This is a genomic window from Paenibacillus sp. EKM212P (assembly GCF_011066115.1).
In the GTDB taxonomy this organism is placed as follows: Bacteria; Bacillota; Bacilli; order Paenibacillales; family Paenibacillaceae; genus Paenibacillus; species Paenibacillus polymyxa_B.
The window spans coordinates 1-25,682 of the sequence record NZ_JAAMNR010000014.1 but is presented as its reverse complement, the minus strand read 5'-3'; the positions used below and the strand labels follow the sequence as shown (position 1 = coordinate 25,682).

Genomic DNA, 25,682 nt, shown 5'->3' with positions numbered 1-25,682 from the left:
TCGATTACTGTCGAATGAAACAATGTATAAAAGTCGCCAAATTGGCGGCTTTTTTGTTTTAACGATAGATGCCAGTCAATAGTTTAGAATATGAAATTTTCATGTAAATTCATTAAAAAGCTGAAAACAATTCCTTTTTTTAAACAAAAGAGGGGATTGTTTTTGTTTATAAAATATATGTATTATATATCACTGTACTTTAATTCATTTTAATGTTTATAATAAATTAATAGCCTTAATCTATGTTTTACTACACTCATCTATGATGCTGAAGTTTCTAAGTATCAAGCCTGAACTTCCAGCACTCTCCATTTTTTTACACTTCCAAGTCTACTTACACACTTTTTATTTCTAACTACATCATGAAACTCAAAAACGATTTACTTTAACATGTCGATTACTGTTTGTTTGTGGCAAGACATTTTGTTGTTTTTGCTGTATCTATTTTAAATACATAGGAATGTGAACATCTGGATCCCATAAAACATTTGTTTTACCGCTTTTTTTATGGTGAGGAAAGGGGTTGGACATGAACCGCATGACTTTGCTTTTTTCGGGACAAGGGTCTCAATATGTCGGGATGGGAGCGACATGGCATGATGGTTTTTCAGAGGCAGGTCACATTTTTGAAGAGGCTGCTGATATTTTGGGGTATGATTTGAAAACTTTATGTATGGAAGGACCCATCTCTCAATTATCGAGAACATCCTACACCCAGCCGGCACTTCTCACGATCAGTGTCATCGCATTCAGACGTTACATGCACGATGTTGGGATTATTCCTGAATTTTCGGCAGGACATAGTTTGGGTGAGTACTCTGCATTGGTAAGCAGCGGAGTCTTGTCGTTTGGCGATGCTTTGCGGGTGGTGCAAGAACGAGGACGCTTTATGGAAGAAGCCTCAGAGGCCGGAGTGGGTTGCATGGTTGCTGTTCGTGGGGCTGATTTAAATCTGCTAGAAGAGCTGTGCGATCATTATGCCGTAACCAGTCAGCCTATTACCATCGCATGTTATAACTCTTCCTATCAATACGTCGTTTCTGGTCATCATGCCTCTGTTGCTGCGGTGGCAGGACAATTAGAGCAACGCGGGTTCCAAATTACCCGCTTGCAGGTCAGCGGCCCTTTTCACAGCCCGCTTATGCAGCATGCTGCTGACCGATTAGCATTGGAACTGCAAAAATATACGTTTCATGAACCACTGTGGCCTGTCATTTCTAATGTTACAGCACTACCATATTCGGATGCCAACAGCATTCGTCAAGGTTTGCATTTGCAAATGATCCGTCCAGTGCGGTGGATACAAACGATGCAGTATATGGAGAAACATGGGGTGAAGCAGGGGATTGAATTAGGACCGCGAACGGTGCTGAAAAACTTGGCAAAGGAAACAAACATCGCTATTGAGGTGCTTTCCTTGGACAGAGACTTGGATCGGATTGAACTGGAACGTCGTTTTTCGATCCGTGATTGGTTGGTCAAACCGCTGGCGGTGGCGGTGTCCATACCCAATGCCAATTGGAATGAGGATGAGTATCATAAGGGGGTTATTTTACCTATTCGCAGGTTGGAGGAGTTACTCAAAAGCATAGAATCGGGCAAATCTTCTTCTGCTTATGAACTAAGACGCGAAGCGCTGAAGTGTATTCGCCTGATATTGCAAACCAAACAAGTATCTGCAGGAGAGCAGGAGGAAGTTTTAGACCTTTTGAGGAGGGATCAGGATGGAGCAGTTTCAAACTTTAATTGAAATCATTCAGGACCGAGCCAGTAGAACTGAAAATGGAATTATTTTCATTTCGGGTGATACACAGGAGGAGTATGTAAGCTACAGTCAGCTTCTGGAGCAAGCACTGCAGGTACTTCATCAATTGCAGGAAAAAGGAGTACAGCCTGGCAATAAGCTAATTATGCAAATTGAAGACAATCATACCTTTGTGAATGTGTTTTGGGGCTGTCTGCTCGGGGGAATCGTCCCCGTACCTGTAAGTATCGGAAATAATGATGAACATAAAATGAAGCTGTTTAAAATCTGGAGTACCCTTACTTGTCCTTACATGATTGCGGATCATAAAGTATTAGAGCAGCTAGAAAAGTATTCTCACCAGCATGAGATGCTGGATTTCTTTGATTCTGTAAAAAAAGCGACCTTTTCTAGTCATGATTTTAATTATTCCGATCAGAACAAAGGGACCATACATGAATCCAGACCGGAGGATTTGGCGTTTATTCAATTTTCCTCTGGTTCGACAGGTGATCCAAAGGGAGTCATGCTGACGCATGAGAATCTCGTATACAATATTCGGGATATCGCCAGTCAAACGGGAATGACTTCAAGTGATGCGTATCTGGGCTGGATGCCACTCACACATGATTTGGGATTGATCGCTTTTCATTTAACCTGTATCATCGCCCATGCCAAGCAGCTCATTATGCCAACAGCTCTTTTTATAAGACGTCCTTCATTATGGCTAAAAAAGGTGTCGGAGCATAAGGTGACTCAAATCTGTTCTCCTAACTTCGGCTATAAATTTTTCCTTGATCAATATAAATCTAAAACAGCGGATAACTGGGATTTGTCAAGTGTTCGCATGATTTTAAATGGGGCTGAGCCCATATCGGTGGAGCTTTGCCATGTTTTTATGGAAGCCATGAGTGTACATGGATTAAAAAAAAATATCATGTATCCTGTATACGGCTTGGCAGAGGCAAGCGTAGGTGTCTCCACTCCACCTTTGGATAAAGATAATTTTGTTACCATTCATTTAAATCGGCAGCAGTTGCATGTAGGTGAACCTATAGAAGAAGTAGATTCATCCGATAAGCGTTGTCTTACGTTTGCAGATTTGGGCTACCCCATGGCCAACACCTCCGTTCGTATTTGTGATGAGCAAAATCAGGTGCTAAAGGACAATATAATCGGATACACTCAAATTCGCGGCAAAAATGTGACTGCGGGGTACTATAATAATCCCGAGGCTACCGCAAAGGTCAAGACAGAGGATGGCTGGCTCATTACCGGAGACTTGGGTTTTATGAGAAACGGACGACTGGTGATTACAGGTAGAGCCAAGGATATTATTTTCGTGAACGGTCAGAACATTTATCCGCATGATATCGAAAGGATTGCAGAGGAACTGGACGGGGTGGATCTGGGGAAAGTAGCTGTCTGCGGTGTACATGATGCACAAACTCGACAGGATCGTATTGTTGTTTTTGTGATGCACACGAAAAAAATAGAGTTATTTTTGCCAACAGTTCAAAGGCTGAAAAGCCATTTGAACTATCGGGGAGGATGGCATATTCAAGATGTAGTTCCAATCCGCCGTATTCCCAAAACTACTAGTGGAAAGGTTCAGCGCTACAAGCTAGCTCAGAGCTACGAGAAGGGAGAATTTGATGCAGTATTGGCATCCCTGGCGGAGGCCACTCAAATTACACAGGTAGCGAACCATGCCCCTATTCATCAAGGTGAGATCGAGCAAAAACTGATTGGGATTTGCCAAGCTATTTTAAATGTACAGTTAATTGGAACGGAAGACAGCTACTTTGATATCGGCGTAACTTCCTTACAACTCGTTCAGATCGTGGACCAATTAGAGGAACAACTCGGGATTCATATTGAGGTAACGGACTTCTTCTCTTATCCGACTATCGCCAAGCTAGCTGGATATATATCCAGTCAGGATTTAGGTCATAAGGTGATTACAGCACCGCAACCAGAATCCAAAGAGGAGGTAGAGGACTTGGATATTGCTATCATTGGCATGTCCGGTAAGTTTCCTCATGCGGATACACTGGAGCAGTTTTGGGCGAATGTAGCTTCCGGTACAGACCATATCAGTCCATATAGCGACGAAAGAAAAAAGGATGCCGAAGCTTTTATTTCCCGTCTGAATATGGAAGGGAGAAACATGCAAATCGCCGAAGGTGGCTATCTGGATGAAGTCGACAAATTTGACTACACCTTCTTCAAGCTAACTCCACGGGAAGCTTCTCTGATGGACCCGAATCAGCGTTTATTTCTGCAAACTGCTTGGAGCACGATTGAGGATGCAGGCTATGGAGGAAAACAGCTGTCGGGGAAAAAGGTAGGAGTGTATGTTGGATTCTCCAAAACCAGCTTTGAATATGAACGATTGTTGTCCGAAGTGGAGCCAGGGGCGCTTCCAAACTTTGGCATAGGCAATCTTCCGTCCGTTATCTCCAGTCGGATTGCGTATTTGCTTGATTTAAAAGGCCCGGCACTGACCATTGATACGGCATGCTCCTCGTCACTCGTGGCGGTACATCTGGCGTGTAAGTCGATTTTGAATGGAGACTGCGAGATGGCTTTGGCCGGTGGAGTGAAGACCATTTTGCTGCCGTTGAAAGCTGGCATTGGCATGGAATCCTCCGATGACCGGGCACGAGCATTCGACGATCAGTCGGACGGCACTGGCTGGGGCGAAGGCGTTGGAGCCGTTCTCTTAAAGCCGCTTCGTCAAGCGGAAAAAGACGGAGATCACATTCTGGGTGTGATCAAAGGAAGCGCGATTAATCAGGACGGCAGTACGATTGGAATTTCCGCGCCCAATGCGCTGGCTCAATCAGAAGTCATTTCGCAGGCGTGGCGTGATGCACGGATCGATCCCGAGACGGTAAGCTATATTGAAGCCCATGGTACTGGCACCAAGCTGGGTGACCCCGTTGAAATTAAGGGCATTACCCAAGCATTCCGCAAATTTACACAGCGCAAGCAGTTTGTGGCGATAAGCACGGTCAAAACGAATATTGGGCATTTATACGAAGCTGCTGGGATTGCGGGATTGATCAAATGCGTGCTGTCAATGAAACATCAGCAAATTGCACCGCTCGTTCATTTTCGCACACCCAACCGGAACATCCATTTTGAAGAATCTCCGGTGTATGCCAACACTAGACTGAGGGAATGGAAGACAGACGGATTCCCGAGAAGATGCGGGGTGAGTTCCTTTGGCTTCAGCGGGACAAACTGTCACGTGGTGCTGGAAGAATATATAGCGAAAAAGGGTGCGGACCAAGAAACCACCGACCGAAAAAATGGATCATCGCCATTGCTGCTGACACTATCGGCGCGAACTGAAGGAGCTTTAAGCGAGTTGATTGCACGGTACGTGGATTGCTTTGAACGTGAGGAAGAATTGCCGATGGAGGATGTCTGCTATACGGCTAACACAGGCAGAAGTCACTTAACATATCGAGTGGCTGTGATAGCCGAAGGAGCGGAGGCCCTGAAAGCGAAATTACATCAGCTTCATGAGCAGGGCAAGGCCATTGAAGGTGTATACATTGGGAAAGTAGATAGTAATGTTGGTACAGAAACAGCCGTCGGAAGCTCAGACACTTTGCAAGCACTGAAGCAAGTAGCAGTGAAGTATGTACAAGGGGCACAAATAGATTGGGACACGCTATACGCAGGTCACCCGTACAAAAGGATTTCGCTGCCTACGTATCCGTTTGAAAGGAAAAGGTGCTGGATTCATGTTCCAGAACAGGTTCGAGCGGAGCAGACTACACCCGTTTATAAAAATACTATAGTAAGGGAGTCTGAAATTATGGGGAATGAGTATTCGACGTCAGCGTCGTTTACTGAACAGCATAAATCTTCCATTCAACAAAAATTAGCGAAAATGATCGGTAATGTGTCACAACTTAGTCTTGAGGAACTGGAACCGCAAACACATTTTCTAGAACTAGGGCTGGACTCCATTAATTTGTCCCAGGTCCGCCACAGCATCAAGGATACATTCGACCTGGATGTCCCAATGAATGAATTTTTTGAATCGCTGACCACGCTCGAATTGTTGACTAGCTACGTTGCAGATCAGGTGAGTTCCGTTTCTGACGAGGCAGCAGTTGGTGCTCTGGAAAGCCAACCGAAAATACCCCTTAATCGGGTAGATGCTACTACAGTATCAACCTGGACAGGGCAGGATTCCAGCGCAATTGGTACATCGACTCATGGAATAGTTACGTCCGGGCAAGAGCCATTTCAAAGCACAACAGTTATAGCGACTTCTGCTGGTATCGAGCAGATTTTGCAGCAGCAGCTGCACGTGATGTCACAGCAGCTTGATGTGCTCCGAACTCAACCGACTCCTCCGACATCCGTTTCTCAATCATTTCAACCGGAAAGGGGTTTGTCGTCAGCAAATAGAGGAAGCGCAGAGATCATTGAAACCAAACAGGAAGTCGCAACTGCATTAGCTACTGTTTCACCGGTACTAGCTGTTCCGAAGAAGGCAGGCCATGAAGCAAAACCGTTTACGCCTTATAAAAAGCTGGAGGTCAAAGCCCATGAATTGCTTTCACAACGACAAGAACAACATCTGCAAGAGCTGATTGAGCGCTATACTGCTCGGACGCGAAGCACCAAGCAGTACACTCAGCAGTATCGGTCTGTCTACGCGAATAACCGTAATGTAGCCGGATTCCGGCCTATTTTGAAGGAAATGGTCTATCAAATTGTATCTCAACGTGCAGACGGCTCCAAAATCTGGGACTTGGATGGGAATGAATATGTAGATTTAACCATGGGTTTTGGTGTTAATCTGTTTGGGCACAATCCAAGCTTTATCCGTGAAAAAATTGAGGCAGAGCTAAAGAACGGCATGTGTGTCGGACCTATGTCCAACATGGCAGGACAAGTCGCCGAGAAGATTTGCAAGCTGACCGGTGTAGAACGGATCGCTTTGTACAATTCCGGCACCGAGGCGGTTATGGTTGCCCTCCGTTTGGCGCGTGCTGCCACCGGACGAGCCAAAGTAGCCATTTTTGCCGGCTCCTATCACGGTACATTCGATGGGGTGCTTGCGTTGGGTAGCGCTGGCAACAATAAGGAGCATTCCACACCTCTTGCGCCTGGTATCTTGCAGCACATGGTGGACGATATCGTTGTACTTAACTATGGAACGGAAGAATCGCTGGATTATATACGTACACATGGGCAGGAGCTGGCTGCTGTGCTAGTGGAGCCGGTGCAAAGTCGTCGTCCTGATTTTCAGCCGAAGGCCTTTTTACAAGAGGTTCGTCAGATCACGGAGCAATCCGGTACAGCTTTTATTTTTGATGAAGTGATTACAGGCTTCCGAATTCAACCGGGAGGCGCTCAAGCGTGGTTTGGTGTACAAGCTGACCTTGTGACCTACGGTAAAGTTATTGGCGGAGGGATGCCAATCGGTATCGTAGCAGGGAAGGCCGCCTTTATGGATGGGATTGACGGTGGCACCTGGAGCTTCGGAGATGGTTCCTATCCTCAGAATGAGCATCGGCGAACCTTTGTAGCCGGTACGTTCTGTCATCACCCGCTGGCGATGGCGGCATCTCTAGCAGTGTTGGATTATTTGGAGAGCCACGGCGAACAGCTGCAAAATCAGTTGAACAGCCGTACTTCGGCGTTGGCAGCAGAGTTAAATAGTTACTTTACCCATGAGCAGATACCCATGAAGATTGTTCACTTTGGTTCACTATTTCGCTTTGTACTCAAGGGTGATCTGGAGCTTTTCTTCTATCACATGCTGGAAAAGGGTATTTACATCTGGGAAGGGCGGAACTGCTTCTTGTCGACCGCTCATACGGAGGAAGATATTGCGCGGATCATACAAGCTGTCAAGGACAGTGTAGATGAGCTGCGTAAAGGGGGCTTCCTGCCTGATCTGACCTTAATCGGGAAAGGCCCAGGTCCAGGTAAGCGAAGTGTGTCTATAGCCGACCCTTCAGAAGTATCGACAGTGGATGTGGATGAAACGGTCATTCCACTAACCCCGGATCAAAGGCAGTTCTGGTTCGCTTAATGTCAAGAAACGAAATGACTTCTTAACATGCGAACGTATATTAATGTGAGACGTTAAGTGAATTGGCCAATCCCGTATTATTTTGCCGAAAAATTGAGTAAAGTGTACTTCGACGTCTTTACGCTCCAAATTTGGTAAAATGTCAGGTTCTATTCTTAGGACTTGGCATTTTTAGTAGTGTGGGCATCAGTTATGAAAGAGTCGGTCGGAGAGGAAATCGCAATTGGGCCGTGAGGCTGCGCTGAATCGACAGGAGTCAACAAAGGTCATATTTTGTAGGTGGTTGTAATCCTCGTAAAGGGCAGAGCAACCATATTAAAGCTTTTGAGTCTTTAATTTGAGATTTAAGTGTCATAAATTTTAAAGTTTATGAGGACTCATGTCAGCGGGTAAAAGAAAAGATTTGAGTTTTTAAGAATCAATACTGGAAAAAAACTATATCCTGCATAATAAGTTGAATTAAAGAATTTAGCCATTAATGGTTTAATAAAACAAATTAGATCCTCGCTTTACCAGATGGATAATTATATTTTATTAGTATAAGGATGGTTTCCTTATACAGTGGACCGTTCATAATTACCTTCCTATGAGAACTTTATCTCTACCCCTAGCTAGGTTATATCGTGCTTTTTAGGCTAGCGTCACAGCTGGAAAGGATAAAATTATTCCTTGAATACCCCACAGTAAAGGAGTCTGAAAAGATGGTGAATGAGTATTTCTCGACGGAATCTGCTTCCAATCCGCAAAAATCTACGATTGCTAATAAACTGTCAAAAATAATCGAAAGTGTATCCCAACTCAGTCCAGACGAATTAGAGCCGCAAAAACATTTTTTAGAACTGGGTTTAGACTCTATTCTTCTATCTCAGGTTAGACACAGCATTAAAAGTACGTTTGGCTTGGATATCCCGATGAACGAGTTTTTTGAATCACTGACTACGCTGGAGTTGCTGACAAACTATATTGCTGATAGGGTAACCTCGACCTCTGAAGAATTGACCCGGAATTCGGAGGAGCTTCAGTTGACTGCGTCGTCCAGTGTCACCTCTTCGGTGCCTTCCGTCTTGCCGGACTGGAGTCAAAAATCCACTATCCCTATAGAAGATCCTGCATCCCATGAAAGCAAGCTATCAAATAAGGATATATTTGCGGGGAGAGAACGAATTTTAGAAATGCAACTTCAACTCATGTCGCAGCAGATAGAAATACTGTGTCAATCTCGGCTTGCACCAGTGGCAATGCCTGAATCGCATTCACTACAAACTGCTGTCGAGCCTCAGACATCCGCGATGAAGGAGGTAGCTGCCACAGTTACTTCTGTTTCCCCCGTACAGGCTTCCATGTCAGCTGTTTTGCCAGACAGAAAAAAACCGAAAGCATTTGTTCCCTATCAAAAAATAAATGTACAAACCCATAATTCACTTTCACTTAGGCAGGAAAAGCATCTGCAAAAGCTGATTGAACATTACACGATGCGCACACGAAAGACCAAAGAATATACTCAGCAATACAGATCTGTATACGCCAATAACCGGAATGTGGCCGGATTTAGGCTTGCTCTCAAGGAAATGGTGTATCAGATTATATCCCAACGTGCAGAGGGTTCTAAAATTTGGGATTTGGATGGTAATGAATATATTGATTTGACGATGGGGTTTGGGGTCAATTTGTTTGGTCACAACCCATCCTTTATTCGTGAATCGATAGAGAAGGAAATACATAACGGGATGTGCCTTGGACCGATGTCTAATATGGCCGGGCAGATTGCCGAAAAAATTTGCAAAATGACAGGCATGGAACGAATTGCGCTATATAACTCGGGGACAGAGGCGATTATGGTCGCTCTTCGGTTAGCACGGGCTGCCACCGGGCGGGATAAAGTGGTGATTTTTTCTGGTTCCTATCACGGTACTTTTGATGGAATATTGGCATTGGGGGGAGCAACGGATGACAGGGAACAACTTTCCACTCCTCTGGCACCTGGTGTACTACAGCACATGGTGGACGATGTCGTTGTGCTCAGCTATGGAACGGACGAGTCACTCCAATATATCCGCTCCCATGCCCATGCACTTGCTGCTGTTCTCATAGAACCAGTGCAGAGTCGGCGCCCTGATTTCCAGCCCGCAGCTTTTCTGAAGGAAGTACGCCAGATTACGGAGCAATCCGGGACCGCGTTCATTTTTGATGAGGTAATTACGGGCTTCCGTATTCAGCCGGGGGGTGCGCAGGCGTGGTGCGGCATTGAAGCCGACCTTGTAACTTACGGTAAAATCATTGGCGGCGGTCTTCCGATCGGTATCGTGGCAGGGAAAGCATCGTTCATGGATGGAATTGATGGAGGAATGTGGAGCTTCGGAGATGACTCTTATCCACCGCGTGAGCAACAGCGAACGTTTGTAGCGGGAACTTTTTGCCATCACCCCCTGGCTATGGCAGCTTCGCTGGCCGTACTAGAGCGGTTGGAGAAGGACAGGGGGCAACTGCATAACGAGCTGAATAGTCGTACGAAGGCGCTCGCAGCAGAACTGAACCACTATTTTACGGAGGAACAGATACCTATAAAGGTCGTTTACTTCGGTTCCTTGTTCCGCTTCGTCCTTAAAGGTGACTTGGAACTATTCTTCTATCACATGCTGGATAAAGGAATTTATATATGGGAAGGCCGTAACTGTTTTTTGTCAACGGCTCATACTTCGGAAGATATGGAGCGAATTGTACAGGCAATTAAAGAGAGCGTTAATGAGCTGCGCAAAGGAGGATTTCTGCCGGATCTGCACCCTCATGAAAGCGATCTAAACAAGGCTTTTTTTCCTGAAACTGCAACTGCAGACCTTAAGGAATCGACGATTAAGCTGACTCCGGATCAGAAGCAGTTATGGTTCGCCTCAGTCTCGGATTCAAAGGGGTCGGAGTCGCTTCATGAGACTGTTTTACTGCGTTTCCGGGGCCCGCTACATGTTAAGGAATTTAATGAGGCTGTCCATCACATCGTTGAGCGCCACGAAGCCTTACGCACCTTTATGGGGGAGGACGGAGAAACGCAGATCATCGCCCCGGCAATGACTGTCAGCATTCCGCTACATGATATCAGCAGTCTTTCTGGAGAGGAGCAGAAACACGATATCCGTGCTTGGATGGAGAAGGACAGGGAGACCGTATTCCCAATAAGTGCGGGGGAACCTTTATTCCGTATCCAGCTTTTAAAAACGTCGAATGAGAAGCACATCGCTGCATTTACATTTCATCATCTGATTGCAGATGGCTGGTCCATCGGTGTATTTTTCCATGAACTGGAACAACTTTATTCCGCTTGTGTACGGGGCGAACGCTGCACGCTTCCCGATCCTGTTCCGTTCCGAGTTTTCGCAGCATGGCAGCAAAACCAGTTAGAGGCAGGTGGAGCAGCTGCCCTTGCTTTTTGGTCGGATGTACTTGCGAAGCCATTGCCAGTTCTTGACTTGCCGTCTCTCCAACGCAACATCAGCTCTCCCTCTTCGCGCGGAGCACGGCACACCATTGTGGTGGATGCGCCTCTGGTGAAGCAACTGAAATCAGTCAGTATTCGGCTTGGCAACAGCTTGTTTGTGACTTTATTGTCTGCTTTTCAGCTTTTATTGCACAGACTGACAGGCCAAAATCAAATAATAGTAGGTATTCCAACCGCAGGGCAATCTCATATGGGTGTGTCCCCGCTAATTGGCCACTGCGTTAACTTACTTCCAGTGATTTGTGAGGTAGACTCTGGAGCAACGTTCACGGAATTCACGCAGACGGTCAAGCGAGTAATGCATACGCTGGATGCTTATCAGAAATACAGCTTTGCCGGACTTGCCCAGCTAGGATTAAGCCATTTGCCCATTCTTAAGGTGTTGTTCAATATGGATAGGCCCATTCCGGAGTTTCACTATTACGGACTGGAAACAGAATTGTTGGAACATGAAATATTGTCCTGTCAGTATGAGTTGTTCCTGAATGTTACGGAGTCTGGTCAGCAATTGCGGCTTGATTTTGACTATGCTGCGAGTCTTTTTCAACAAGACACTATAGAGGTATGGGCGCAATACTTTTTACATCTGCTAAGCTCGATTGTGCAGGAAGACGGAATGCGTGTATCTGCGCTGTCTTTGCTTCGAAGTACGCAAAGGGAGCGGCTTCTGGAAGTGTGGGCGACACACTCGGATTCTAAAGGGAATTATCCTTGTGTCTTGGATAAATATAAACATCCGTCTCCTACGGGTACCATCGGACAAGTATATTTGGCCACATCCGCTGGTTTACTGGGAACGACGCTGGAATGGGCTTATGTCGAGGTTGGAGGGAGAATTCGACATATTGGTGCAGTTAACCGAGATGTTCTTATTCGCGGGCATCAAGTGAATCTTGAGCAGATAGAGAAACATCTTTTGCGAGCACTGGATTTGGATGCCTGTGTTTTGACGGCACGGAAAGACGGCGAGAGCAGTAACTCATCGTATCTAGTAGCTTATATAGTGGACAATAATTCTAATTCGTGGGATATAGCGAAGCTGAAAGAGAGTGTAAGCTCAATACTTCCTGATTATGGGCAACCTCGCTTTTGGGTTTTGATGGATAGCATCCCTCTTTTGGCTGATGGGAAGCCGGATTTTCAATCATTACCGAAACCAGAAGATATCAGGATAGAGGATTCGCAGAAGCAGGTTTCTGACGGTAATATGATTGAGGACAAACTGATATCCATATGTAAGGAAGTTTTGAATGTATCTAATATCGGATACAACGATAATTTTTTTCAAATGGGTGGAGACTCCTTAAAAGCGACTGTTATTCTAAGCAGAATTAACAAGGAATTCGAAGTATATATTCCGCTGGTACAAATTTTACATTTGCAAACGATTGCACAACTGGCGGCACATGTAAGAGGAGGACAAAAGCGAAAGTTTGAGCCGCTTGTTCCGGCAGATTTACAGCCCTTTTATCCGGTATCTCCCGCTCAAAAAAGAATGTATGTGCTGGATCAACTGGGTGGAGGTGCAGCGTATCATGTATCGGGTCAACTGCATATAGAGGGAGAGTTACACGTTTCCAGGTTCATTGATGCAGTGAAGGAGGTTTTTTCACGGCATGAATCCTTTCGGACGTATTTTGAGTTAGTAGACGGGGAAACCGTACAGAAGGTACAGGATATGCTTTCACTGGACATTCCTGTTACTCCAATTTCCGAAGAGGATGCTAATCACGCCCATGAACTGTTTATTCAGCCTTTTGACCTGAGTAAAGCTCCTTTAATTCGTGCTGAGCTGTTCGCAATCCATCGTGACCAGTTTATGTTGCTGATCGATATGCACCATATCATTTCAGACGGCTTCTCGATGGCAGTATTAATGGATGAGATCAGCACGCGGTATCAGGGTATGCCGCTTGCCCCCATTGACGTGCACTACAAAGACTATGTCGTTTGGCAAAAACAACATTATGCCGGAAACAGCCAAGTAAAGGATGAAGCATTTTGGTTAGACACGTTGCACGGCGAGCTCCCTGTATTGGACCTGCCAACTGACTTTGCTCGTCCGCCAAGTCAGAGCTTCGCAGGGGACAGCCTTACCGTCATTGTGCAATCCAAGCTAACGGATAGACTTAATCAATTGGCAAGAGACACGGGAGCAACGCTCTTTATGGTGCTCTTGGCAGCTTATAATGTGCTGTTAAGCAAATACTCCGGGCAAGAGGACATCCTCGTAGGTACGCCGGCAGCGGGTAGAGGGCATGCGGATACGGAAGCGATGATCGGCATGTTTGTGAATACTTTAGTTCTCCGTAATCGACCGCTAGCGTCCCAGCCATTCAGTGCTTTCCTGGAGGACGTCAAACATAACACTCTGCTTGCGTTGGAGCACCAGGATTATCCATTTGAACAACTGGTCGACAAATTGGATCGAGTACGCGATGTAAGCCGCAATCCCATCTTTGATACGATGTTCAGTCTGCAAAATAAGGGAACAGAGTTCATTGAATTCGAGGGACTTCGTTTGCAACCGAATGAGTTTAATGCAGGTGTATCGAAGTTCGATCTTTCATTACATGTAACGGAAACTCAAGACTATTTAACTTTCACCTGGGAGTATTCGACCAGCCTGTTTAAGTTGGAGACGATTGAGCGATTTGCCCTCCATTATATAAAAGTGTTGGAAATCGCAACTCAAGATGTCGGAATTCGCTTGGCTGACATGGATATGCTGACAGAAGAAGATAAGCACTTATTACTATATGAGTTCAACAACACCTCTGCCTATTTTCCGCGGGATGCAACGATTCATGGAAGGTTTGAGCAGCAGGTTAGCAGGACTCCAGATGACATGGCAATCATATTTGGAGATAAGTGTATGACTTACCAAGAGTTGAATGAGCTGGCGAATCGTTTAGCGCGAACGCTGCGGGCGGAAGGAGTGGGACCGGATCAGCCGGTGGGGATTATCGCTCAGCGTTCACCTGAGATGATGATTGGCATCTATGCAATTCTAAAAGCGGGTGGAGCTTATGTACCCATTGACCCGGGATACCCACAAGAAAGAATTCAATATATGCTTGAAGATTCAAGAACACAACTGGTGCTGACACAACCACAGTTTGCAGAACAGCTGAAGCAATATGCGGACTGCAAGGTAATGGTGCTGGATTATGCTTCCACGATCATGGCTTTGCAAGCGTCCAGGTCGACGGAGCCTATGACCGACTGCATGAGTAGCTGGCATGAAGATGCCTCCAACCTTGCGCCTCTAGCAGAACCCAACCATGCGGCCTATATCATCTATACTTCCGGTTCCACAGGGAAACCGAAAGGGGTTATTGTTGAGCACCGCTCCGTCGTGAATCGGCTCTGCTGGATGCACAATAGATATGGGCTGAACGTAGAAGATACGATTTTGCAAAAAACTGCCTTTACTTTTGACGTATCCGTATGGGAGTTGTTCTGGTGGTCGATGGTGGGCTCTAAAGTAAGCTTGTTGCCAATCGGCGGAGAAAAGTCTCCCGAACAGATCCTGAACACGATTAATGAAGACAAGGTAAGCACCCTTCATTTTGTACCTGCGATGCTGCATATTTTTCTGGAATATCTGGAGCAGCAACCAAGGGAAGTCGTGCAAGCCAAATTGAAAACGCTAAAGCATGTATTTGCCAGCGGCGAAGCATTGCCTCCTCAGCAGGTGGCGCGTTTCTATCGAATTATGTCAGGGATTGGAAGCGCAAAACTAATTAACTTGTATGGTCCAACAGAAGCTACTGTAGACGTTTCATTCTTTGAATGCGAGCCTGTGGAAGAGCACTCGGTGATCCCGATCGGTAAACCGATTGATAATATTCATTTGTACGTTGTACAGGAAGGTACGGAGCGATTGCAACCGATTGGAGTGGTGGGAGAACTTTGTATCAGTGGTATAGGAGTAGCCCGGGGCTACCTTAATCGACCGGAATTGACAAAGGAGAAGTTCGCTACCAATCCGTTTAATAGCGGAGCGGAGGGTTATGAGCGGATGTACCGCACAGGAGATTTGGCTCGTTGGATGCCTGACGGCAACATTGAATATCTGGGGCGGATCGATCAACAGGTTAAAGTAAGAGGATATCGCATTGAACTGGGTGAGATTGAAGCGCAGTTGCTGTCCGTAGACGGAATCCAGTCAGCAGTGGTCGTAGCTCGGGAAAACAAAGACGGCTACAAGGATTTGTGTGCATACTTTGTGGCTTCTGAGCCATTAAGTCCGCTGGACGTGCAAAATGCGCTCAAGCAGAAGCTGCCGTTTTATATGATTCCAGCATATGTGGTGCCTTTACAGCAGCTTCCTCTTACGGCCAATGGAAAGACTGATCGAAAGGCTTTACCTGAGCCGGACCGAGATGACTCTTTACAAACGGAATATGTTTCCCCGAGAAATGATGTGGAAAAGGCGCTGGTCATGGTATGGCAAGACGTTTTGGGATGTGATCATATAGGCGTTCGAGATCATTTTTTTCTACTTGGCGGCGATTCTATTAAGGCCGTTCAGGTGGCCTCACGTCTCCGTCAGCATGGCTATTCCCTTGACATTTCTCTTTTAATGGAGCACCCGTTCATTGAGGACCTTAGCAAGCTTGTGACAACTTTGTTCCGCTACACAGACCAGAATTCGATACATGGAGAGATTCCAATAACATCGATTCAGCGGCAGTTGAATGAACTGGGTACATTTTACACCTTGCGTATGACAACATCCATGCTATTTGCGGGTAACCCGGACTTCGATGAGGATCTGTTACGGTCTGTGCTGCAAACATTGACTACTCATCACGAGGGACTACGGCTTGGTCTGGCGGCGATCGATGAGCCGAATATCCTTATGTACCGAGATGAAAATGAAGAATTGTTCACACTTGATGTGTTCTCACTCTCAGATGATGCCTATGAAGCTAGCAAGCAATTACAGACCGAATGCTTCCGAATTCAAAACAGTTATGGAATGTTTGAGGGACCCAGAGTACGCGCAGGCTTATTCCGGATGTCGGGCTCCGACCAGTTCTTCCTTTCTGTAGATCCTCTAGTGGCTGATCCCACATCTTGGCGTATCCTGCTTGAGGATTTCACAACTGCCTATGAACAAGCTCTTATCGGGGAACCGATAGTGCTTCCTGACAAAACAGATTCTTACCGCTCCTGGATGCGGTGGCTAGAAGACTATGCAGACAGCAAAAAGCTGGCCAAAGAGAAACTCTACTGGCTGGATAAGGTTCATTTCGATGGCGAATTTATACCGAAGGACCATAAGGCACCTGTACATTCAGAAACACTTCGTCCAGTAGAACATTGCATCATACAGCTTTCGGACGAGAAAACAAGCCAGCTGTTAACACGGGCTAACCAAACCTATAATACGGTGACCGCTGAGTTACTGCTTGCTGCATTGGGACTGACTATAGTGGAATGGTCCGGACAGTCTAAGATTTCCATTGGATTTGAACATTATGATCGGGAGCAACAAACTGTGACTTCGGACAAACCGGACCTTTCAAGAACCGTAGGTCAATTCGGTTCCATATATCCGCTTGTCCTGGATATGGAGCCTGGGAAAGACAGTTCTCTTTTGCTCAGAAACGTAAAGGAGACAGTCCGGCAAGTACCCAACCAGGGTTTAGGATATGGATTACTAAAATATGGCTCTGCAACCTCCGGTAAATCGGAACTTAATGCTAAGTATTACCCGGAAATTGGCTTCCGCTTGATTCATTCTGAATCGGTTAGTTCCTCTCACTTTCATACATCACCTATGGATGTTGAATTATGGTCCGACCAGAATTGTAGCGTTTCAGATTTAGCCTATCACCTCTATCTGGATGGGCGGCTGAAAGACGGTAAGCTTTCCATCTGCATGCTTTATAACCGTCAAGCGTATGAAGCAGATACTATCCGAATGCTTCTGTTGCGTTTTGAACATCATTTGTCGGGCATTATTCAGCATTGTCTGGACCAATCCGGACGGCAACTAACACCATCGGATGTGGGAGCACGTGGTTTGGATCTGGATGAGTTTGAAGACATGAAGCAGTTTTATGAGAATCTATAACGATTCGTACGAGGAGGATATCCATGATCAAAGGACTTGAAATTGAAAAAGTGGTCAACTTGACTCCCTTACAGGAAGGAATGCTCGTCCATGCGCTGATGGAACCAGAATCACAGGCTTATTACGAGCAATTACGTATTTCTATTCGAGGAGATCTGGATTGGAATGCCCTACAAAAAAGCTTTCAGTTACTGGTTCAGCGTCATGAAACGCTGCGCTCGAACATTTATCATAAATCCGCTTCTCGTTCGCGGCTGATTGTCTTTAAAAAGCGAAACACGGCGATTACTTACGAAAATATGACAGAGCTGACCGGAAAGGAGCAAGCCGACGCTATTCGTAGATTTATGGATGTGGACCGTAACACCCATTACGATTTGAGCAGGGATATGCTCATCCGGATGGCTGTACTTCAGACGGATAAAGATGCTTATACGTTGCTTTTAAGTTTTCACCATATTATTATGGACGGCTGGTGTCTTGGCATCATAATGGACGAGTTGTTAACGGCCTATGAGGCCTATCGTACAGGCCGTTCCGTTCAATTGCCTGAACCACGACCTTACACCGGGTATGCCGACTGGCTTGAAGAACAGGATCAGGAGGCGGCCAAGGACTACTGGAGTTCTGTATTACAAGGTTACGAACAAACGGCTGGACTTCCGATGCTAAAAACTCCAGCTACAACTCCTGAAAAAGGCGGCTATCTGCTGCAGGAATATAGAACGACGCTGACGGAAACAGAGACCAGCACTTTGCGTACGATTGCTGAATGCAATGGGACCACGCTTAGCAGTCTTTTTCTGGCCGCCTGGGGAATTGTACTTGGTCGTTACAACGGAAGCAAGGACGTAGTTTTTGGCACGGTGGTATCTGGCCGCCCGTCGGAATTGGATGAAGTAGAGCGAATTGTCGGATTGTTCATTAATACCATTCCATTACGAATTAGATTAAATGAAGAAAAGAGTTTTGTTGAATTATTGCGCGATGTCCAGAGAGCCTCTGTCCAAGGAAGGATGAACGGTTACTGTTCACTTGCTGAAATCCAGTCGCAATCTGCACTCAAGCAACGCTTGCTTGATCATATCGTTGTATTCGAGAACTATCCGTTGGAAAACATGATCGGGAGACGGGACTGGCAAGACAAACTCGGATTCATTATTGAAGACGCCCGGTTATTTGAAGAAATACCGTATGACTTTAACATTGAAGTTGAAGACAAGAAGGCAATGAGTTTCATATTGTCCTATAACGGTAAGGTCTATAGCAGTGAAGCGATGAAGCATCTGGCCCATCATTTGAAGCATGTCTTCCTCCAAATTGCCAGCAATCCAGATGTTTGCCTTCGTGACGTTCGGCTGTTAACAACCGAAGAAGAGGCTAATATGACGAAAATATGGAGCGGACCCGTTGTCCAGTTTCCTGCACTTACTTTTCACGGGATATTCGAAGCGCAGACGGAGCGTACACCAGAACGAGCGGCCGTCATATATGAAGATACGATGCTCACTTACAGACAACTTAATGATAGGGCAGATGCTCTTGCCCATCTTTTGCAGAAGCGTGGAATTACACGGGAGAGTCTGGTCGCTGTCATGGTTGACAGGTCTGTTGAGATGATAGTGGCGGTGCTGGGAATTATGAAAGCAGGAGCTGCCTATGTGCCAGTAGATCCCGTGTATCCAGAAGAACGTATTGAATATATGCTGCGTGACTGCGGAACGACGATTGTGCTTACGCAATCTCACCTGACGGGCTGGCTGAAAACAATGGATTTTATGGGCGAGGTAGTTGATCTCGCTACCTTGCCACTCCAGCCCGAGATGGATTCGAACAAGCAGTATATCTCCACATATGAGCCCGGCTCTTTGGCGTATGTCATTTATACATCGGGTACCACAGGTAAGCCCAAGGGCGTTATGGTTGAACATCAACAATATGTCAACACTGCACTCGGCTACAGACACAGCCAAGGATTCAAAGATTTCCCAGTTAAGCTACTGCAAATTGCCAGCATGTCGTTTGATGTGTTTGCATGCGATTTGGCCAAGGCATTTGTCAATGGAGGTACCTTAGTCATTTGTCCTGAAAACGTGAGAAATGATCCAGCTGCCCTGGCTACACTGTTGGAGCAGCAGAAGATTACTACGTTTGAGACGCCTCCTGTGCTTTTAGCTCTGCTATTGAATTACATCTATGAGCACGGTACAAATATCAGTTCACTAAAGCTGCTTACTACTGGAGCAGATAGCTTGGCTGTTGCAGATTACCGTAAGATGTTGACCCGTTTTGGCAGCAAGATGCGAATTATTAATACGTATGGAGTTACCGAAGCCGCAATCGAGTCTAGCTTTTATGAGAACGAGCTGGAAAAATTGCCGCTGTCCGGTATTGTGCCTATCGGCAGAGCTCTACCGAATCATAAGTTATACATTGTTAATGACAGGATGCGTCCGGTCCCTGTCGGTGTAACGGGCGAGCTGTGTATTGGTGGGGCTTCTGTAGCGCGGGGATATCTGAACAGACCGGAGCTTACAGCGGAGAAATTCGTGTCTGATCCTTTCTCGCCCGGTGGACGCTTGTATCGTACGGGGGATCTGGCACGCTGGCAGCCAGATGGGAATATAGATTTTATCGGGCGAGCTGACTACCAATATAAAATTCGCGGATACCGGATTGAGCCTGGAGAGATTGAATCTATTTTGCTCGAAACGGAAGGAGTACGCCAGGCGGTTGTTGTTGATCGACTGGACACGGCGGGACAAAAGTACTTATGTGCCTATGTTGCAGGTGCAGCTGAGAAAGACATGCTGCGAGATAAACTGGCTCAGCAGTTACCAGTCTACATGGTTCCAGCCCAAATCATTGTATTGGAACAGTTGCCATTGACCCATAACGGGAAAATAGACCGATCCAATCTGCCCGAACCGGATGAAATAGCACTGTTGGATAGCGTGTATGAGGCACCACAGGATGAATTGGAAAAAACAATCGCTTTGATCTGGGAAGAAGTGATTGGCGTTAAACCAATTGGATTACACAACAACTTTTTCGAGCTTGGCGGGGACTCGATTAAAGCCTTGCAAATTGCAATCCGCTTAAATGCCAAAGGCCTGAAAATGGAAGTAAAGGACTTATTCCGTTACCCTGAAATTCACTTGATAGCACCGTTTATAAAAAAAATCACCCGTATCATTCCCCAGGGGATTGTAGAAGGTGAGGTAGAATTGACACCTATTCAACTCGATTTTTTTCAGCATCATCGGAGAGATCGTCACCATTATAATCAGGCAGTCATGCTGCAAAATGATAGAGGATGGAATGAATTATGGCTGAAAAACGCTATGGACAAGCTGGTAGCTCATCACGATGCATTACGCATCATTTTTGTGGAAGAGGAAAAGGGAACCACCGCCTATAACAGGGGAGTGAACGAAGGGGAGTTCTTTACATTAACGAGCTATGATTTGACACAATCAAGCCAGCCTGAAGAAGAAATCCGACACATTGGCGATGAGCTGCAAAGCAGTTTGGATCTGCAACGAGGTCCTCTCATACGCTTGGCTTTATTCCATTTATCCGGTGAAGATCATCTGATGATCGTTATCCACCATCTTATTGTAGACGGTGTGTCTTGGAGAATTTTGCTGGAAGATTTGGGCACCGCCTATGATCAGGTAGCTCGGGGTGAGATGCCGAATCTGCCCGCCAAGACTGATGCTTACAAAGAGTGGGCTTCAGGACTGGCCACTTACGCCGAAAGTGTACAGGTACGCCAAGAAATCAGCTACTGGAACAATGTAGATTCACGCAGGATACGTCGGTTGCCAAGAGATCATGAAATCGCGGTTAGCCTGATGCAAGATCGACGCCAAGCGGAGGTGGTACTCAGCAGGGATGAGACGGAAAAGCTATTGAAGCATGTACATCATGCCTATCATACGGAAATGAATGATCTGTTGCTTACAGCCTTGGGCCTGGCTTTTTATGAATGGAGCGGTTACAACGAAATCCCGATTTTGCTGGAGGGACACGGCAGGGAGGAGATCATTAAAGATTTGGACATCTCTCGTACAGTCGGCTGGTTTACCTCCCTGTATCCCTTTGTAATCGAGGTCAACAGACCCGAGAACTTGGCCTATCAGATCAAAATGGTTAAAGATAAGCTGCGGCGGGTGCCTAATAAGGGCGTCGGTTATGGTATTTTACGTTATTTGACCAAGGACCAGACTAAAGCCGCTTCTCTAGTAGCTGCACCATTCCCGGAAATCAGCTTCAATTATTTGGGACAATTCGACGAAGAAAACAAGACAGACATGCCTTGGCGTATTTCCCGATTAGCAGACTTAGCCAATGGTGAGAGAAGCCCGCGTGCGGAAAAGACGAATACATTTGACATTAACGGCATGATCACGAACGGAATCCTTCGGTTTGAATTTGAATATAACGGGCTTGAATATGGTGTAGCGACGGTAGATCGATTAACGATCGGCTTTAAAAAACATCTATTGAATATTATCCATCATTGTTGCACTAAAGATCAGGCGGAGCGCAGCCCTACGGATTTTACATATAATCAATTGTCTATGGGGCAATTTGAACACATATCAAGCCGATTATCGGATAAGTTGGGAAATCTGTTGAAATAAAGGATATCAGCAAGTTGAAACTCAAATTCTGCATGGATAAAGGAAAGGTGAATGATTTGGCACAGGTAAATATTAAAGATATCTATCCGCTATCCCCGATGCAGGAGGGAATGTTGTTTCATTCCATCCTCGACGCAAAATCAGAAGCTTACTTTGAGCAGACCGTTATTACCTTTAATGAAGTGCTAGATGTTCATTTGGTTCAGCAAAGCTTGCAGCAGCTCATGAATCGATATGATATATTCCGTACCATTTTTATGTATAAAGAAACAGAACGTCCGCTTCAAATTGTCCTGGAAGAACGTGAAGCGTTGCCTGTTCATTTCGAAAATATCAGTGTTTTCCCTGAAGCTGAGAAAAGGGGGCATTTTACTGACTTTTTAAAGACAGAGCGTCAAGCGGGTTTTGACTTGGAAAAAGATGTTCCGATTCGGCTTGCCCTGTTTCAATGGGATGATAACTCTTGCAGGCTTGTCTGGAATGTTCATCACATTATAATGGATGGTTGGTGCATGGGAACGGTAGCCCAGGAATTTTTTACTATATATACTTCCCTTCGGTCTGGAGTGCCTGCGCAATTGGATACGGTATATCCGTACAGCAGTTTTATTCAGTGGCTGGAGCAACAGGACAAGGAAGAAGCGACAGCCTATTGGCGGGGGTATTTAAATGGACTTGAAAATGAAACAATTTTGCCGGGGTATAACCGTCCATTGAATCCAATCTTCGAAGCAGAACGTTACACATGCAAGCTGGGGAAAGAACTGACTCAAGGAATGGAGAGAATAGCTAAACACTACCACACGACAGTCAGCACTGTATTTCAAACGGTATGGGGATTATTGCTTCAAATGTACAACCGCAGCCGGGATGTTGTGTTCGGGTCCGTAGTATCCGGCAGACCAGATGAAGTTCCGGGAATTGAAAATATGGTTGGATTGTTCATTAACACAATACCAACACGCATAACCAGTGATGCGGACCAGAGATTCTCAGATCTGCTGATATCTGTTCAAAACTCCAACATCGAGTCTACTCAGTACTCTTATTCTTCCTTGGCAGATATTCAGAATCACACGGATTTGAAACAAAATTTAGTCCGTCATATTGTTGTTTTTGAGAACTATCCTTATTCAGAGGAGCTTATTCATGCGGAAAAAGGGCCTGATACACTTCAGGTTACCGACGTAGAGGATATTGTACAGACCAACTATGATTTTAATGTGATTGTCGTTCCTGGATCACAGTATGAAGTTACATTTAGTTATAATCGACTGGTTTACGATGAAAATTGGATTAAGCTAATTGCAGCTCATCTTAAACGGGGACTGGAGCAGATTGTTCAACAGCCGGATCTACCGATTTCCGCTTTGGAATTTCTGACAACGGAAGAGAAAAGCCAGGTTTTATCCGAATTTAGCGGAGTACAGATCTCATATCCTTCTAGTGATACCATCCATCTTTGTTTTGAAAAACAAGTAGAAAAGACACCGAAGGCAACAGCAATTGTCTGTGAGAACTCCAGTCTGACTTATGTTGAGCTGAATGAACGTGCTAACCGACTGGCTCGTACCCTGCGTAGTTACGGCACAACAACCGATCGGCTAGTTGGACTCATGACTGATCGTTCTATAGATATGGTGGTTGGCATTCTTGCTATTCTTAAAGCAGGAGGGGCATATGTACCCATCGATCCGTCATATCCAGAGGAACGTATCCGTTATATATTTGAAGATTCCGGTGCAGACCTGCTTTTAACACAAACCCATCTTGTGGAAAAGGTCAAAGAAGCCGCCTTTGGAGGAAAAGTTCTGGTATTGGATGGAGATCCAACTGTATATCACATGGAAGGATCAAATCTGGAAGCCGTATCAGGAGCAAACGATCTAGCCTACGTCATATATACTTCAGGTACTACAGGACAGCCTAAAGGTGTAATGCTGGAGCACCATGGATTGTGTAACCTGAAAACGTATTTTGATGAAACATTGCAGATAAGTCCGTCAGATCATGCCCTACTGTTTGCGAGCTACGCATTTGATGCTGCATGCTGGGAAATATTTCAGGCGCTATTTTGTGGTGCGACACTTTACGTGCCTACTTCGGAAATCATTCTGAACTACAACCAGTTTGAACAGTATATGGCGGAACATAAAATTACGGTAGCGGCATTACCTCCTACCTACGCCGTGTATCTAAACCCAGAACGAATGCCGGATCTGCGTATTCTGTTCACCGCTGGTTCCGCTTCCTCGATGGAGCTTGTAAACAAGTGGAAGGATCAGGTTGCCTATTTTAATGGCTATGGCCCGACAGAAAACTCGGTAGCAACGTCCATTTGGCCGGTGTCGGAACACCCCGGAGCAATCGATACCATTTCTATAGGACGTCCCGTACCCAACCACCGGGTGTACATGATCGATGCTCTTGGTCATCTTTTACCTGCTGGAGTAGCAGGAGAGTTATGTGTATCCGGTCCAGGATTGGCACGCGGTTACTTGCACCGCCCAGAATTAACGGCTGAGCAATTTGTGGCTAATCCGTTTGTAGATGGGGAAGCGGGCTATGAACGCATGTATCGGACAGGCGACCTGGCAAGATGGATGCCGAACGGCAACATTGAGTATCTGGGCCGGATCGATCAGCAGGTCAAAATTCGCGGTTACCGGATTGAACTGGGCGAAGTTGAGGCGGCTATGCTGAAGGCAGATCGCATGCAAGAGGTCATCGTACTGGCACATGCAAACAGCCAAAACCAACACGAACTGGTTGCCTACTACGTGGCGGAACGCGAAGTGACGGGGAGCGAACTTCGCAAGCAGCTGAGTGAAGAACTCCCGAATTATATGGTTCCCTCGCACTTTGTTCAGATGGAGCAAATGCCGCTCACACCCAACGGCAAAATCGACCGTAAGGCATTGCCGGCACCGGAGCAGATTTCCCGTTCCACGCAGGAATATAGGGCTCCGCAGACAGCAGAGGAGCAGGCGCTGGCCCATGTGTGGGAGGCTGTACTGGGCGGCGGTCCTGTCGGATTGACGGATCAATTTTTTGATCGGGGCGGGGATTCGATCAAGGCGATTCAGGTATCCTCACGCCTGCTGCAGGCAGGCTACAAGCTGGATATTAAAGACCTGTTTAAGTACCCTGAGGTTGCTGAGCTAGCCACGCATCTGCGTGTGTCGGATACCCAATTAGCTGATCAGGAAGAGATCGAGGGAGCCGTTCTACTGACGCCGATTCAGCAGTGGTTTGTGGAGCAAGGGCAGCCTGTGCCGGACCACTTTAATCAGGCGGTTATGCTTCATCGGGAACAGGGATTCGAGGAAGAGCTGCTACGTCAGGCATTGACGCAGTTGGCGGTGCATCATGATGCGTTACGGATGGTGTTCCGCAAGGGGGAGCAAGGCTGGGAAGCGTGGAACCGCGGAGTGAAGGAAGGGAAGCTGTATGATCTGGAAGTGGCCGATTTCAAAGACGTGCCGATCGGTCCCGTATTGGGTCAAGCTATAGAAGCCCGTGCGAGCACTATTCAGAGTAGCATCCGACTGAATGAGGGGCCTTTGCTGAAAGCGGGCCTGTTCCACTGCGCTGATGGGGACCATCTGCTACTGGCTATTCATCATATGGTGGTAGACGGC

At 46.1% G+C, this 25,682-nt stretch carries 5 protein-coding genes; all 5 read left to right on the top strand.

Annotated elements, in window-relative coordinates; translation table 11 throughout:
- Window positions 1-529 precede the first annotated feature (529 nt).
- Window positions 530-1,750, top strand: coding sequence for an ACP S-malonyltransferase (gene fabD, locus G9G54_RS23715; protein WP_165179833.1), 1,221 nt, complete (start codon window positions 530-532; stop codon window positions 1,748-1,750).
- Window positions 1,725-7,814, top strand: a complete 6,090-nt coding sequence (locus tag G9G54_RS23710; protein ID WP_238808383.1) for an aminotransferase class III-fold pyridoxal phosphate-dependent enzyme — start codon at window positions 1,725-1,727, stop codon at window positions 7,812-7,814. Before fabD ends, G9G54_RS23710 begins: the two co-directional genes overlap by 26 nt.
- Window positions 7,815-8,518: 704 nt before the next feature.
- A complete protein-coding gene (locus G9G54_RS23705; protein ID WP_446723032.1) occupies window positions 8,519-17,392 on the top strand; it encodes an amino acid adenylation domain-containing protein in 8,874 nt (2,957 codons plus the stop codon).
- 23 nt (window positions 17,393-17,415) lie between these two features.
- Window positions 17,416-22,041: a non-ribosomal peptide synthetase gene (locus tag G9G54_RS23700; RefSeq protein WP_165179831.1), complete on the top strand. Its 4,626-nt coding sequence runs from the start codon at window positions 17,416-17,418 to the stop codon at window positions 22,039-22,041.
- A gap of 32 nt (window positions 22,042-22,073) precedes the next feature.
- Window positions 22,074-25,682 (top strand): non-ribosomal peptide synthetase (locus G9G54_RS23695; protein ID WP_238808374.1); only part of this gene is annotated, 3,609 nt, incomplete at its 3' end.